The sequence below is a fragment of the Myxococcus virescens genome, assembly GCF_900101905.1.
Lineage (GTDB): Bacteria > Myxococcota > Myxococcia > Myxococcales > Myxococcaceae > Myxococcus > Myxococcus virescens.
Window position 1 is genome coordinate 126,512 of the sequence record NZ_FNAJ01000005.1, and the last position, 16,378, is coordinate 142,889.

3 protein-coding genes (1 of these 3 only partly in view) are annotated in these 16,378 nt (G+C 70.6%); all 3 read left to right on the plus strand.

What is annotated here, in order from left to right; genetic code table 11:
- Tightly spaced (each overlapping or abutting the next), the 3 genes in view from BLU09_RS16655 to BLU09_RS16665 form a layout consistent with a single transcriptional unit that may run on beyond the window.
- Nucleotides 1-6,459: a type I polyketide synthase gene (locus BLU09_RS16655; protein ID WP_186817789.1), complete on the plus strand. Its 6,459-nt coding sequence runs from the start codon at nt 1-3 to the stop codon at nt 6,457-6,459.
- A complete protein-coding gene (locus BLU09_RS16660) occupies nt 6,456-15,602 on the plus strand; it encodes a non-ribosomal peptide synthetase (protein ID WP_090490533.1) in 9,147 nt (3,048 codons plus the stop codon). Before BLU09_RS16655 ends, BLU09_RS16660 begins: the two co-directional genes overlap by 4 nt.
- Nucleotides 15,599-16,378 carry the beginning of a non-ribosomal peptide synthetase gene (locus BLU09_RS16665; RefSeq protein ID WP_090490534.1) on the plus strand. The gene runs 12,651 nt beyond the window's last position, so the window shows 780 of its 13,431 coding nt (coding positions 1-780); it begins with the start codon at nt 15,599-15,601; the stop codon falls past the right edge of the window. The genes BLU09_RS16660 and BLU09_RS16665 overlap by 4 nt, the downstream gene beginning before the upstream one ends.

The window sequence follows — 16,378 nt, forward strand, 5'->3', positions numbered from 1 at the left end:
ATGAGCGCAGTGTCCAATATTGAGCATGACCCCATCGCAATCATTGGCATCGGCTGCCGCTTTCCAGGGGGCGCGAAGTCACCACGCCACCTCTGGGAGCTGCTCACCCAGGGCCGCTGCGCCATCGTAGAAGTCCCGAAGGAGCGATGGGACCACCGCCGGTACTACGACCCGGACCCAGACAAGCCAGGCAAGACGTACGTGCGGGCGGGAGGCTTCCTGCAGGAGGCCATCGACACGTTCGACGCGGCCTTCTTCTCCATTTCGCCCCGGGAGGCGGCGACGCTCGATCCGCAGCAGCGCCTGCTCGCGGAGGTCGCGTGGGAGAGCCTGGAGGACGCGGGCCTTCCGGCGGACAAGCTCGCGGGCAGCCCCACGGGGGTCTACGTCGGCGGTTTCATGCTCGACAGCATGCTCACGCACATGGGGCCGATGAACCGCGAGCTCATCGGACCGCACACGGCGGTGGGCTCCACGATGACGGTGCTCTCCAACCGCCTGTCGTACATGTTCGACTTCCAGGGGCCGAGCATCTCCCTGGACACGGCGTGCTCCTCGTCGATGGTCGCCGTCCACCTGGCGTGCCAGGACCTGCGCAGCGGCACCACCTCCCTGGCGCTGGCGGGTGGCGTCAACGTCATGTTCCGGCCCGAGATCTTCGTGGCCATGAGCAAGGGCAAGTTCCTGTCGGCGGACGGGTACTCCAAGAGCTTTGATACCCGCGCGGACGGCTACGGCCGTGGCGAGGGCGCCGGCATCGTGGTGCTCAAGCGGCTCTCCGACGCGGTCCGAGACCAGGACCGCGTCTACGCCGTCATTCGAGGAACGGGCGTCAACCAGGACGGCCACAGCGAGTCCATGACGGCGCCGAGCTCTCGCGCGCAGGAAGCGCTGATTCGCCGCGTCTGCGCCAGCGCCGCGTTGGACCCCACCGAAATCCATGCCTTCGAGGCCCATGGCACGGGCACCGCCGTGGGAGACCCGGCGGAGCTGGGAGGCCTGGGCGCCGTCTCCAAGCGCGAGGACGGCCAGGGACCGTGGGTCGGCTCGCTCAAGGCCAACATCGGGCACCTGGAGGCCGCGGCCGGGGTGGCCGGCCTCATCAAGGCGAGCCTGTGCCTGCAGCACCGGCAGTTGCCCCCGCAGGCCAACCTGCGCAACCTCAACCCCGCCATCCCCTTCGACACGCTGGGCATCCGCATCCCGCGCGCGCTCGAAGCGCTCGCGCCCCGGAAGGACGAGCCGCTGCGGATGGGCGTCAACTCCTTTGGCTATGGCGGCACCAACGCCCACTGCGTCATCGAGCAGGCCCCGTCCGCCGTATCGCAGGCCCGCGCCGACGCGCCCCCGGCGCCGCTGCTCCTCCCCCTCTCCGCCCGCAGCCCCGAGGCGCTGCGCGCCCTGGCTCGGTCCTACGCGGAGATGCTCGCCGCGCCGGCGTCGGCCTCGCTGCCGGACATCTGCTTCTCCGCGGCCACGCGACGCGCCCACCATGAGCACCGGCTGGCGCTGCTGGCGACGGAGGACGTGGCCGACCTGACGGCGCGGCTGGAGTCCTTCGCGTCGGGCAACCCCGCCGAGCTGGGCGCTTCTGGCCGGACGCTCCAGGCCGCGGATGCCCGGCCCGTCTTCGTGTTCACCGGCATGGGGCCCCAGTGGTGGGCCATGGGCCGGGAGCTCTACGCGCAGGACGCGCTGTTCCGCGCCACCCTGGACCGCTGCGACGCCCTCTTCCAGCGGCTGGCGGGCTGGTCGCTGCTGGAGCAGATGCTCGCGGATGAGAAGTCCTCCAACATGGCGCGGACGGACATCGCGCAGCCCGCGAACACGTTCCTCCAGATTGGCTTGCTGGAGATGTGGCGGCGCGCGGGCATCACGCCCGCGGCGGTGATTGGCCACAGCGCGGGCGAGGTCGCGTCGGCCTATGCCGCCGGCCGCTTCACGCTGGAGCAGGCCATGCTCGTCATCTACGAGCGCAGCCGCATCCAGGCCAAGGCCGCGGGCCAGGGAAAGATGGCCGCCGTGGGCCTCTCCGAGGAAGGCGCGCGCGCCGCCATCCGGGGGCGTGAGGACCGGGTCTCCATCGCCGCCATCAACGGCCCCAACGCGGTGACGCTGTCGGGTGACGCGAAGGCCATCGAGGAGATCGCCGCGGAGCTGGAGGCGCGCGGCGTGTTCCAGCGCATCCTCAAGGTCGAGGTGCCGTACCACAGCCCCGCCATGGAGGGCCTGAAGCCAGAGCTGCGCCGCTGCCTGGCCGCGCTGAAGCCTTCCGCCGGGCACCTGCCCACCTACTCCACCGTCACGGGCGGGCGCATCGAAGGCATTGCCTACGACGCGGAATACTGGTGCGACAACATCCGCGAGCCCACGCTCTTCGCGAAGGCCGCCGGGCAGATGCTGAAGGACGGCTACCGGCTCTTCATCGAGCTGGGGCCCCACCCCGTGCTGCTGGCGTCCATCAAGGAGTGCTGCGCGGAGGCCCGCGTCGAGGGCCGCGTCCTCACCTCCCTCCGGCGGCAGGAGCCCGAGCTCAAGACGTTCACCAAGGCCGTGGCCGAGCTCTACGTCGCGGGCATTCCCATCGACTGGAGCGGCCTCTATCCGCAGGGCTCGCGCTACACCCCGCTCCCCACCTACCCCTGGCAGCGAGAGAAGCACTGGCACGAATCGGAGGAGGCCCTCACGGACCGTCGGGGTTCGGACGAGCATTCGCTGCTCGGCCCCCGCGTCTCCGCGCCGTTGCCCACCTGGGAGCGCGGGCTCAACGCGCGCTTCCTGCCGTGCCTCCAGGACCACCGCGTCCGGGGCTCGCTCGTCGTCCCTGGCGCCACCTACGTCGAGCTGGCGCTCGCCGTTCGCCGCGCCATGGGCCTCTCCGAACCGCATGCACTGGAAGAGGTGCGGTTCGAGAACGCGCTCGTCGTCACCGGCCATGACGAGCCCGTCGTCCGGACCACGTACGACGAGGCGGCGCAGACGGTGACCATCTACAGCCGGCCGCGCGACAACCGCACGGCGTGGACCCGTCACGCCACCGCGCGCATCCGCCGGAACGTCCACACGCCACCGGAGACACGGGCCCGGGTGAGCGAGCTCGGCATCCACGCCGAGGCGCCGCTCGACACCGAGGCGCTGTACCGGATGCTGGCGACGCGCGGGCTCGAGTATGGCCCCAGCCTGCGCGGCATCCGCACGCTGCGCCGCAACGAGAAGGAACTGCTGGCCGAGATTGTCCTTCCCGAAGCGGAAGTGGCGCGCATCACCGCGGATTCGCAGATGCTGCTCGACCCCGTGTGGTTGGACCCGTGCCTCCAAGCCATGGTGTCCTGGCTTCCCGAGGACGACGCGCGGCTCTACCTGCCCATGGGCTGCCGGAGCATCCAGCTCTCCGCCCCTCCCGCGGCCCACGCGCCGCTGTGGTGCCATGCCCGGATTCGCGCGCGCACGGCCCACAAGCTCGAATGCGACATCACGCTGCTGGACGGCGAGGGACGGGTGTCCGCGAAGCTGACGGGCGTCGAGTGCGCCGCGCTCGCGGACCGTGAGGAGTCCGTGCCCAGGCCCGCGTTCTACGACTGGACGTACACGCACGCCTTCGAGGCCACCGCCGAGGAGCTGCCCGCGAAGAGCCAGGGCACGTGGCTCGTCTTCGCCGACCAGGGCGGAATCGGCGCCGAGCTCACGCGTGAACTCCAGCGGACCGGCATCCAGGACCTGGTCCTGGTGACGCGGGGCGAGATGTTCGTCCGCGAGTCCAACCACCGCTTCCAGGTTCGTCCCGGAAACGCGGAGGACGTCCGTTCCCTCGTGGAGGCCGTGGGCCGTGTCCGCATCCAGCACGTTGCCTACCTCGCCGGCCTGGACGCGCGTCCGGGAGTCGAGTCGAACGACGTGCGGGCGCTGCTCGACGTGGTGCTGGCCCTGGCGCCGGGCGATGGCGCGTCGCTACGCATCGTCACCCGCGACGCACAGCGCGCGGCCCCGGGCGACGGCCTGGGCGCGCTGTCCGCCACGCCGCTGATTGGCTTCGCGCGCGTCATCCCCGCGGAGTTCCCACACCTGCGGACCCGCTCCATCGACCTGCCGAAGGACGCCTCGGCGTCGCAGCCGGAGCTGATCGAGCGCCTTGCGCGTGAGCTGCTGGCGGAGACGCAGGAGGAGGAGGTCGCGCTGCGTGACACCCGCCGCTTCGTCCGCCGCCTCAGCGCGAAGCCCCTTCCGGAGTGGGAGGCCCAGACGAAGGGCACGCCCGCGCCGGCCGGTGTGGAGCAGGTGTTCGAAGTCGCCCTCGACGGCGCCGAGCGCCGACCGCGTCGCGCCACGCGCAAGCAGCCCGCGCGCGGAGAGGTCGAAATCAAGGTCACCCACGTGACACTGACCCGCGCCGCGGCCGTGCAAGGCCGGCGTGCGTCCGACACGCACTGGCCGCTGGAGGTGGGCGGCGTGGTCGTCGCGGTGGGCGAGGCCACCCCGGGCTTCACGTCCGGCCAGGTGGTGCAGGCGCTGGTCGCGCAAGAAGCGCCCGTGGTGGGCACGCACGTGGTGCTGTGCCTGGACCGGGACTTCGTCAGCGTCGGCACGTCCCAGGGAAGGCTGCTGCCCTTCCTCGGCGCGGAGTACGCGCTCCATGTACATGGCCACCTCCAGACCTCCGAACGGCTCCTCGTCATCGGGGACGCCGGTGGCGTGGGGACCGCCGTGGTCGAGCTCGGCTGCGCCGCGGGAGCCCGGACGGCCATCATCCTGGACGGCGACACGCGGCAGGTGCCAGAGGGCGTTCGCGTCTTCGACCGGCGCTCGCCTTCCCTCTCGGAAGACATCCTGGAGTGGACGGACGGCGCGGGCGTGGACCTGCTGGTGAACGCGTCCTGCGACGCGGAGCCCACCCTCACCAGTGTGCTCGGGTCCTTCGGCCGCTTCGTCGATGCGGGCCCGCTCGCTCCGGCGGAGGGTCTGTTCGCCACCGCCTGGCCCCGTGGCGCGGCCTGCGCGCGCGTGGACGTCGCGGCCATGCTGCGCCAGCGTCCCCACGAGGTCGCCGCGCGGCTCCAGTCCGTCCTCGGCCGGTTCCAGACCCTGCCGGCGCTGCCGTCCGAGTCCTGGCCCATCACTCGCGCCGAGGAGGCACCGGCGTGGCTGGCGGAGCATTCGCGGGACCAGGGGCTGGCCCGGCTCACGCTGACGTTCGCCGATGGTGAGCCGCTAGCGCTCGCGCCGGCGGCGGACGAGCCGCTCTTCGATGCGAACGCCACGTACCTCGTCACCGGCGGCTTTGGCGGGTTCGGCCTCGCGCTCGCCCGTTGGATGGTCGCGGAGGGTGCGCGGAACCTCGTGCTCACCGGTCGCAAGGGCGCCTCCACGCCGGAAGCCAGACAGTTGGTCCAGGACCTGGAGGCGGCCGGCGCTCGCGTCACCGCGGCCGCCGCGGACGTCAGCAGCATGGACGACATGCGGGCGCTGTTCGCGCGCATCGACGCCACGCACCCGCCGCTCAAGGGCGTGCTGCACACGGCGGCCGTGCTGGACGACGCGCCGATGCCCGACCTGAACCTCGAGCGCATCCAGCGCGTCATGTCTCCCAAGGCGGGCGGCGCGTGGATTCTTCACGAGCTGACGCAGGACCGGCCGCTGGACCTCTTCGTCCTGTTCTCGTCCGTCGCCGCGCTGATTGGCAACCCGCGTCAGGGCAACTACGTCGCGGCGAACAGCTTCCTCGACGCGCTCGCGGAGCACCGAGCCGCACGAGGGCTGGCGGCCATCAGCATCCACTGGGGCGTGCTGGGTGAGTTCGGCATGGCCCAGGACGAAGCGGTGCGAACCTACCTCGAATCGCTCGGCCTCAACCCGATGGCGCCCGCCACCGTGTTGACCGCGCTCAAGCGGGTGCTGCGCCTGCGCACGCCGCAGTTGGGCCTCTTCGACGTGCAGTGGTCCAAGCTGGGCCGCGCCGCCCCGCACCTGGGCAAGTCCGCCAGGACGTCACACCTGCTGGGCAGTGCCCAGGCTGGCGCACAGAACGAGGCGGACCAGCTGCGCGGACATCTGTCGGGGCTGGCCCCCGAGTCCCGGCAGCCGGAGCTGGAGAAGTTCCTCGTCGAACGGCTCGCCACCATTCTCCAGATTCCCATGGAGCGGGTGGAACCGCAGAAGCCCCTGTCCCTGCTGGGCGTGGACTCGCTGCTGTCGATGCAGGTCCAGCGGACCATCCGCGAGGCGCTCGGCATCGAGATTCCCGCGCTGGAGCTGCTGCGCGCCGGGAGCCTGGTGGAGGTCGCCACCAACCTGTCATCGAAGTTCGACGGGCCCGCTGCCGCCGCCGCTGCGCCCGCGCCGGAACCGGTGACGGAGGAAGCCGAAATCGAGCAGCAGGTGAACAGCATGTCGGAGGGTGAGCTGGACACGATCCTCCAGGCCATGCTCGCCGCGCAGACGGCGCAGGAGAGGGAGACGGCATGAGCACCCCGGCTGACAACATGAAGGGCCTCTCACTCGAGGCGAAGCGCAAGCTGCTCGCGGAGCTCATGGCGAAGTCCGGGAAGGCGGCCCCCCGCCTCTCCCCGCTCGCATCCGGCCAGAAGGCGCTGTGGCTCCTGCACCAGCAGGACCCGGAGAGCGCGGCCTACAACACGCCCTTCGCGCTGCGCATCCGCTCGCAGATGGATGTGGCGTCGCTCAAGCGCGCGTTCGCAATGCTGGCCGAGCGCCACGCGTCCCTGCGCACCACGTTCTCGTCCACCGCGGAAGGGCAGCTCGTCCAGACGTGCCACCCCACCCTCGAGCCGAGCTTCACCCACGTGGACGCGCAAGGCTGGAGCCCTGAGCAGCTCCAGGCCGAGGTGGCCCGCGCCTACCGTCAGCCGTTCTCCCTGGAGCGGGGCCCGCTGCTCCGGGGGAACCTCTTCTCCCTGGGGGCTGAGGACCACGTCCTCCTGATGACCGTCCACCACATCGTCTACGACGGGTGGTCCGCGGGCATCCTCCAGCAGGAGTTCAATCAGCTCTATCAGGCCATCGCGCGTGGCGAGCAGCCGTCCCTGCCGCCCGTCACGGGCAGCTATGCCGCCTTCGTCGCGCAGCAGGCGGAGACGATGTCGGGTGCCGCGGGGCGGGCCCACTGGGACTACTGGCAGAAGAAGCTCGATGGTGAGCTTCCCATCCTGGCGCTGCCCGCCGACCGCAGCCGGTCGGCGGTCGCCGCGAACCGGAGTGGCGCGAGCCCGTTCCGCCTCTCCGCGGAGCTGACGGCCCGCATCAAGGCGCTCGCGCAGAGCGCCGAGTCCACGCCCTTCGTCGTGCTCGTGTCCGCCTATGCCGCCCTGCTGGGGCGTCTGGCGCGGCAGGAGGACATCCTGATTGGCTCGCCCACGGCGGGCCGGCCCGGCTCCGCCTTCCATGACGTCGTAGGCTACTTCGCCAACGCGGTGGCGCTGCGCGCGGACCTCTCCGGTGCGCCCTCCACCCGGACCCTGCTGGGCCGGATGCGCACCGTCGTCCACGAAGCGCTCGCGCACCAGGACTTCCCGTTCGCATCGCTCGTGGAGCGCTTGAACATCGAGCGCCGTCCTGGCGTGTCTCCCCTCTTCCAGGCGTCCATCTCGCTCCACGCCTCGCGCGAGGGCGGCGGCGCCATGGCGCTGTGGGCCTCGCCCGACGAGGACGCCCGCGTCTATTGGGGCAACCTGCAGCTCGAGCCCTTCCCCATCAGCGAACAGGAGTCGCAGTTCGACCTCACGTTGGAGATGTGGGAGACGCGGGGCGCCTTCTCCGGCGTGCTCCGCTTCAACCGCGCCCTCTTCAACGACGACACTGTCGCCCTGTGGCGCGGCTACTTCGAGAAGCTCGTCGAGGAGATGGTCCGCGCACCGGATGAGCCGGTGGCCCGACTGTCCCTGGCGGTCAAGGCCCCGTCCCCCGTGCACGATGCGCGCGTTGAAAGTACCCCGGCCGTCACCACCGCCCAGACCCTCACCGGCTGGTTCGAGGCCCAGGCCGAGCGCAGCCCGAACGCCACCGCGCTGACGTTTGGCGAGGCGCACCTCAGCTACGCCGAGCTCAACGCCCGGGCGAATGTCCTGGCGCATGCGCTGCGCGACCACGGCGTGGGCCCCGAGTCACTGGTGGGCATCTGCGTCGACCGCAGCGTGGAGCTGGTCGTCTCCATCCTCGGCGTGCTCAAGGCCGGCGGCGCCTATGTGCCGCTGGACCCCGCCAGCCCGAAGGATCGGCTCGCGTTGATTCTGGAGGACGCGGAGGTCACCGCGCTGGTGACCGAGTCCAGCCGCACCGGCGAGCTTCCCACCCAGCGTGTGTCCACCGTCTTCGTGGGCGCGCTCGACTGGCAGGGCGGTCGACGTGCGCCGAATCCCGAGCCGGCCATCACGCCGGACAACGCCGCCTACGTCATCTACACCTCTGGTTCGACGGGGCGCCCCAAGGGCGTCATCGTCACTCATGCCAACGCCACCCGGCTGTTCACCACGTCGGAGCCGCTTTATGGCTTCGGGCCGGATGATGTCTGGACGCTGTTCCACTCCGCGGCGTTCGACTTCTCCGTCTGGGAGCTCTGGGGGCCGCTGCTCTACGGCGGTCGCCTGGTCGTCGTGCCCCATTGGATGACGCGCGCGCCCGAGGCTTTCGGTGAGCTGATTGCACGGGAGGGTGTGACGGTCCTCAACCAGACGCCGTCCGCGTTCCGAGCGCTGACGCGCGCGCCGTCCATCGCGGATGGCAAGGGCGGGCGCGGCCTCAAGTGGATCATCTTCGGTGGCGAGGCGCTGGACGCGGCGACCGTGCGCCCCTGGTTCGAGCGGTATGGGGACGCCGGCACGCAGCTCATCAACATGTACGGCATCACCGAGACCACGGTGCACGTCACGTACTACCGGGTGACCGAGGCCGACCTCACCTCCGCCGCGAGCCCCATCGGACGCCCGCTCCCGGACCTCGAGCTGCACCTGCTCGACGAGCACGGCCAGCCCGTACCGGCCGGCGTTCCGGGAGAGATGTACGTCGGCGGCGCGGGTGTTGCGCGCGGCTACCTGAAGCGCCCCGAGCTGACCGCACAGCGCTTCGTCGAGGACCCGTCTTCGCCGGGCAAGCGGCTCTACCGCTCGGGCGACCTCGCCATCCGCCTTCCGGATGGCGGCTTCACGTACCTGGGGCGCATCGACGACCAGGTGAAGATTCGCGGGTTCCGAATCGAGCTGGGTGAAATCCAGTCGGTGCTCGCCACGCATCCGGCGGTCGTTGATGCCTACGTCACCACGCATGAGCGGAGCGCGGACGACCGCCGCATCGCCGCCTACGTCGTGCCCAGGGACAACGCCGCGGAGATGCTCCTGTCCTCGGATGCGGACGGCGGCGTCGGCGACACGCACGTGGGCGAGTGGAAGGCGCTCTACGACGACCTCTATGCACGCTCCGCCAGCGAGCCGCAGCTGGACCCCAGCTTCAACATCGCGGGCTGGGACAGCAGCTACACCGGCGCACCGCTCAGCGCGGAGGCGATGAAGGAGTGGGTCGACCACACGGTCCACCAGATTCTCGTGCGGAAGCCCCGCCGCGTGCTCGAGATCGGCTGTGGCACCGGTCTGCTCCTCACGCGGATTGCGCCGTCCACGGAGGCCTACTGGGCCACGGACGTCTCGGGTGTCGTCGTCAACATGCTCCGGAGCAACACGGCGAAGTCGGCCGGGCTCGAGCATGCGAAGCTCTTCCACTGCGCGGCGGACCAGTTGGACGGCATCGACTTCGGCGACATGCGCTTCGACGCGGTGATGCTGAACTCGGTGGTCCAGTACTTCCCGAGCGCGGAGTACCTCGCCCAGGCCCTGGAGAAGGCGTCACAGCGGCTGGACACGGGCGGCGTCATCTTCGTGGGTGACGTGCGGAACTTCCGCCTGCTGGAGGCATTCCACGCGTCCATCGTCCTGGCGCAGGCGTCCGGCACGCTCGACCCACAGGTGCTCAAGGCCCGCGTGGCGCAGCGCATGGCGGCGGAAGAGGAGCTGGTGCTCGCCCCGGACTTCTTCTGGGCCCTCAAGCAGCGCATCCCCCGCCTCACCCACGTGGAGATTCGCCCGAAGCGGGGCGCGTGCCTGAACGAGCTGACGCGCTTCCGCTACGACGTGCTCATCCACCTGGACACCCCGCCCAGCCCCGCCCCCGACGTGGCCTGGGGCCCGGGCAACGTGAGCCTGCCCGAGCTTCGCGCCCGGCTGACCCAGGACGGCACCCGGCGTGTCGGCCTGCGCGGCATCCGAAACGCGCGAGTCGAGGCATCCTTGGACGCCCTGGCGAGCGTGACGGATGGAGCGGCCTCGCGGCCTGGTTCCTTCGAGAAGCTCCGTCGGCGTGTGCTGGACCGCGACGCCACGACGCCCGCGAGCGAGCCGGAGCCTGGCATCGACCCCGAGTCTCTCCACCAGCTCGCGGAAGCCCTGTCCCTCAACGTCGCCTTGGACTGGTCACGCGGCGGCGTGGATGGTTCCTTCGACGCGGTCTTCACCCCGGCCGCGAAGTCGGCGCACGGGCCCGTGGCCCTCTTCGGCAGTGCGCCGGAAATCGTCGCGGGGGCACGCCGCGCCAATGACCCGCTCCGGAGCCGGGTGGATCGCCGCCTGGAGAGCGAGCTGCGCAAGCGGACGCAGGCGAGCCTTCCCGAGTACATGGTGCCCGCGAGCATCATGGTCGTCGACCGGATTCCCCTGACCGAGAACGGCAAGGTCGACCGGCGCGCCCTGCCCGTTCCATCCGTCTCACAGGGCCTGGAGACGGCCTACGTCGAGCCGCGCAACGGCGAGGAGGAGATCCTGGCCAGCATCTTCGCCGAGCTGCTCGGCGCGGAGCGCGTGGGCGTGCACGACAGCTTCTTCGACCTGGGCGGCCACTCGCTGCTGGCCACGCAGGTCGTGTCCAGGATTCGCGCCGTGCTGGGCGTGGAGATTCCGCTGCGCACGTTCTTCGCGAGCCCCACCGTCGCGGGGCTCGTGACGGCCGTCCAACAGCAGCGCCAGCGCCCCGGAGTGGCCGCGGTCGACTTCACCGGGCCCATGGAGCGCCCGGAGCGCATTCCGCTGTCGTCCTCCCAGGAGCGGCTGTGGATCGTGGACCGCATCGAGGAGACGCGGGCCCCCATCTACGTCATCCCGCTGGTGCTCCGGCTCCGAGGCCCCCTCCACCACGAGGCCCTCCGGCAGAGCCTGGACGCCATCGTCCAGCGGCACGAAGTGCTCCGCACGTGCTTCCCGGCGGAAGGCGCGCAGCCCTTCCAGGTCATCTCCCCGAACGTCACGGCCGAGCTGCCGCCCACGGAGGAGCTGGCCCACCCGGCCGGCGCTTCGGAGGCGGAGCTGCTCGGGCTCATCCAGGTCCAGGCGGGCTTGGAGGTCTCCCGGCCGTTCGACCTCGAGCGGGGCCCGCTGCTGCGGATGCGCCTCTTCCGCATCTCGGAGTCGGACCATGTGCTGGTTCTGACCATGCACCACGTCGTCTCCGACGGCTGGTCCGTGGGCATCCTCGCGCGTGAGCTCGCGGCCGGTTACAACGCGCTGCGCTCGCAGCGTGAGCTGGCCTTGCCGCCGCTCCAGGTCCAGTACGCGGACTTCGCGCTGTGGCAGCGGCAGCTCTTGCGGGACGGTGCGCTCGCGGAGTCCATCGAAGCGCACAAGCAGCGCCTGGCGGGGGCGCCCACGTCCCTCAACCTCCCCAGCGACCGGCCCCGGCCGGAGACGCCGACGTACCGGGGTGGCGTGGTCCGCTTCGACGTGGACCGTTCCCTCACGGCGCGCCTGAAGGAGCTGAGCCGCCGGGAAGGCGCCACGCTGTACATGACGCTGCTGGCGGCCTTCACCGCCTACCTGTCACGGCTGAGCGGCCAGAAGGACCTCATCATCGGCTCGCCGGTGGCGAACCGGAACCGCGCGGCGGCAGAGCCGCTGATTGGCTTCTTCGTCAACACGCTCGCGCTCCGGATGGACCTGTCCGGCGACCCCAGCTTCCTGGAACTGCTGTCGCGCGTCCGGCGCACGGCCCTGGACGCCTACGCGGACCAGGACGTGCCCTTCGAGAAGCTGGTGGAGGTGGTCGCGCCCGAGCGGAGCCTCAGCCGCCAGCCCCTGGTCCAGGTGATGTTCGCGCTCCAGAACGCGCCGTTCTCCCCCCCCGCGCTGGATGGGCTCGACGTGCAACTGCTCGACCTGGACAGCGTCACCGCCAAGTTCGACCTGACGCTGTCCATGCAGGAATCCGCGGATGGCCTCTCCGGCCTGCTCGAGTTCAGCGCGGACCTGTTCGACCGCGAGCGCATCGAGCGGATGGCCGAGCACCTCGTCGTCATGCTCCGCGAAGCGGTGCAGGCGCCAGAGCGCCGCGTGCCCGAGTTCGCGCTCCTGGGTGCGAGCGAAGCCAGCCTGGTGGCGAAATGGGAGCAAGGCCCCAGTGCCCCGCCCGCGCCCGGCTCGGTAGTGGAGCTGTTCCAGGCGCAGGTCGCGCGCGCACCTGAGGCCATTGCCCTGGAGCATCGCGACGTCCGCCTGAGCTACGGCGAGCTCGACCGGCGGGCGACGCGCCTTGCCCGGCACCTGGTTTCGTTGGGCTTCGGACGGGAGAAGCGGGCCGCCATCTGCCTGCCGAAGTCGGTGGACTTCATCACCTGCATCCTGGGCGTCTGGAAGGCCGGCGGCGCGTATGTCCCGCTCGACCCGGAGTACCCCCAGGCGCGCCTGGGCCACATGCTGGACGACTCGGGCGCGGAGGTGCTGCTCACGGAGCGCGCCCTGGGCGAGCGGCCGGGCTTCCAGGGCCAGACGTTATGGATGGATGAGCCCCTGCCGGAGCACGCCGAGCCGTCCACCCTCCCGTTCCCCGACGCGGGCTCCGCCGCCTACGTCATCTACACCTCGGGTTCCACCGGGAAGCCGAAGGGCGCGGTGCTGGAGCACCGGGGCGTGGCGAACCTCGCCGTGGCCTCGGTCCCGCTCTTCGGGCTCGGACCGGACAGTCGCATCCTCCAGGCGGCGTCGCTGTCCTTCGACGTATCCGTCTGGGACATCGTGATGGCGTTCGCCAGCGGCGCCCGGCTGGTGCTGCCCACGGATGAGACCGCGCGCGTGGGCGAGGCCCTGGCCACGGTGCTCACGGAGAAGCACATCACCCAGGTGGTGCTGTCACCCTCCGCGCTCGCGACGCTGCCGGAGGGAGCCTATTCCGATCTCCGCGTGCTCATCACGGCCGGAGAAGCGCTCCCCGCGGAGCTCGTGAAGAAGTGGGTGACGGACACCCGTCGCTTCATCAACGCCTATGGTCCGACGGAGACGACGGTCATCGCGACGGTCGCCGAGCTCAAGCAGGGCGACACGGGCGTTCCGTCCATCGGCCGGCCCCTCCCGGGGCTGGTGGCGCGCATCCTCGACGCCGACCAGCGGCAGGTCCCCATCGGAGTTCCCGGCGAGCTGTACGTGGGCGGTGCGGCGCTCGCGCGCGGGTACCACGGACTCGACGAGCTCACCCGGACGCGCTTCATCCCGGACCCCTACTCCGACGCCCCGAACGCCCGGCTCTACCGGACCGGCGATCTCACGCGCTGGAGTGCCGACGGCAGCATCGACTTCCTGGGCCGCATCGACGACCAGGTGAAGCTGCGCGGCTACCGCATCGAACTGGGTGAGGTGGAAACCGTCGTCGACAGCCACCCCGCGGTCCAGCGGTCGGTCATCACGATCCACCAGGGGCAGCTCGCGGCCTATGCCGTGGGCCGTCCGGGCACGTCGCTGACGATTCAGTCCCTGCGCGACCATGCCATGGGCCTGCTTCCGAACTACATGGTGCCAGCGCACTTCGTCGTGCTGGAAACCTTCCCGCTGACGCCCAGCGGAAAGGTGGACCGCAAGAAGCTGCCGGACCCCGTGCAGGCCCAGGCGCCCGCCGCCTTCGCCGATGCGCGGACGCGGGAGGAGCAGATCCTGTCCAGCATCTGGGCCACCGTCTTGAAGAAGGAGTCCGTGGGCATCCACGACAACTTCTTCGCGCTCGGCGGTGACTCCATCCTCGGGCTGCAGATCATCTCCCGCGCCACCCAGCAGGGCCTGCGGCTGCGTCCGCGCCAGTTGTTCGAACACCAGACCATCGCCGACCTGGCGCGCGTGGCCTCCAGCACCCAGGTCATCAACGCCGAGCAGGGGCTCGTGACGGGCAGCGCGCCCCTCACCCCCATCCAGCATTGGTTCTTCGACCAGAACCGCGCCGGGCCGCAGCACTTCAACATGGCGGTGATGCTCGACGTGGAGCCAGGAATCGACCTGGCCGCGCTTCGCGGCGCGCTCGAAGCGGTGGAGCGCCACCACGACGCGCTCCGCTTCCGCTACCGCAAGGACGGTGACGGCTGGACCCAGTTCCACGCCGAAGAGGAGGCGCTGACAGGCATTCCCCTGGACACGCTGGACGTGGACGGGAGCGAGCACGTGGAAGAGGCGCTCGCCGACCTCCACGAGTCCCTGGACCTGGAGCAGGGCCCGCTCATGCGCGCCGCCCTGCTGCGGCTGGGTGGGGACTCCGCGCGGCTCGCGCTGGTGGCCCACCACCTGGTCGTGGACGCCGTGTCGTGGGGCATCATCATCGAGGACCTGCTGACGGCGTACAGCCAGTTGTCGAATGGCCAGGAGGTCGGTCTCCCGCCGAAGACGACGTCCTTCCAGCACTGGGCGAAGCGGCTCGAAGCGTATGCGGCGACGCCCAACGCCCGGGCCGAGCTCGACGCCTGGCTCGCGACGGCGCAGCGAGACGACTCGCAGGACCTGCCGCTGAACGACTCGCACGCCCCGGACACGGTGAGCGACGCTGGCACGCTCGTGACGTGGCTGGAGGCGGAGGAGACCCAGCTGCTGCTGAACGAGGTCCCGACGGCGTACGACGTCAAGGTCAACGAGGCCCTGATTGCCGCGCTCGCCCGGACGCTCACGGGCTGGTCCGGCAACAGCACCGTCCGAATCGACCTGGAAGGCCATGGACGCGAGTTCCTGTTCGAGGACGTGGACCTGAGCCGCACGGTGGGCTGGTTCACCGCGCTCTTCCCGCTCCGCCTGCACGTGGGTGCCCGGGAAAGCGTGCGTGAGACGCTGGCCCGCGCGAAGGACGCGCTGCGCCGGACGCCCCGTGGCGGCATCGGCTACGGCGTGCTCCGTGCGCTGTCGCCGGATGCGTCGATTCGTTCGCGGCTCGGCGCGATTCCGAACGCGGGCATCGTCTTCAACTACCTGGGACAGATGGGCGCCGTGCCAACGCAGGGCGTGGTGCGAGGCCGCGCCAAGGAGGGCCTGGGCCTGCTGCACGCACCTGGCGCCACCCGGCCCCACCGCATCGAGCTCAACGCCGTGGTCGAAGCGGGTCAGCGCCTCCGCCTCGACTGGACCTTCGGCGCCAAGGTCTTCCGCAAGGAGACCATCGAGCGGCTGAACGCGGAGTTCCACGCCAATGTGCGAGCGATGATTCGCGAGCGCGCGGAGCCCGCCGCCGCGGTCCGAGTGGCGTCTGACTTCCCGGCGGCGCGTCTGAGTGCCAAGGATTTGAAGCGCGTGCTCACGCTGACCAAGAAGCCGCGATGAGCCAGGTGGAAGGTGAGGGGCAGGACAGCGCCATGACGTCAGAAGAGTCGATCGAGGACATCTACGAGCTCGCCCCCATGCAGCACGGCATGCTCTTCCACGCGCTGATGGAGCCCGGCGCGGGCATGTACGTGGAGCAACTGAGCTGCGAGGTCCGGGGGGACCTGCCCATTGACCGTTGGAAGGAGGCCTGGCAGCACGTCCTCGCCCGGCACCCCATCCTGCGCTCGGGCTTCCTCTGGGAAGGCTTGGAGAAGCCGCTCCAGGTCGTCGCGGTGGAGGCCGAAGTCCCCTGGCGCATCGAGGACATCCGGCACGTGCCGGCGAACGCGCAGCAGCGGTGGATTGACGACTTCCTGCGCGAGGACCGGCTCCAGGGCTTCGACCTGGGCACGCCGCCCCTGATTCGCTGCGCGCTGATCCGGCTCGACGACACGCGCCACCTGTTCGTCTGGACCTACCACCACCTGCTGCTGGACGGGTGGTGCTTCTCCATCGTCCTCCGCGAAGTGCTCGGTGCCTTCGAGGAGGGCGTTGCAGCGCTGCCGCCAGCTGCGCGCCCCTACCGCGACTACATCGCGTGGCTCCAGGAGCAGGCCCCCTCCCGCGCGGAGTCCTTCTGGCGCGAGCGGCTCCAGGGCTTCAAGCAACCCACGCCACTGCCCTTCACCGAGCGGCAGGACACCAGCGGACCGGCGGGCGATACGCAGCCGGAGGTCACCAAGCGGCTGTCGCCAGAGCTGACCGCGCGGCTCACGGGCTTCGCGAAGGCGCAC

Excerpts from the sequence above, each read along its gene's own strand:
- BLU09_RS16655 (WP_186817789.1), top strand. The coding sequence starts at position 1 with ATGAGCGCAGTGTCCAATATTGAGCATGACCCCATCGCAATCATTGGC.
- BLU09_RS16660 (WP_090490533.1), top strand. The coding sequence starts at position 6,456 with ATGAGCACCCCGGCTGACAACATGAAGGGCCTCTCACTCGAGGCGAAG.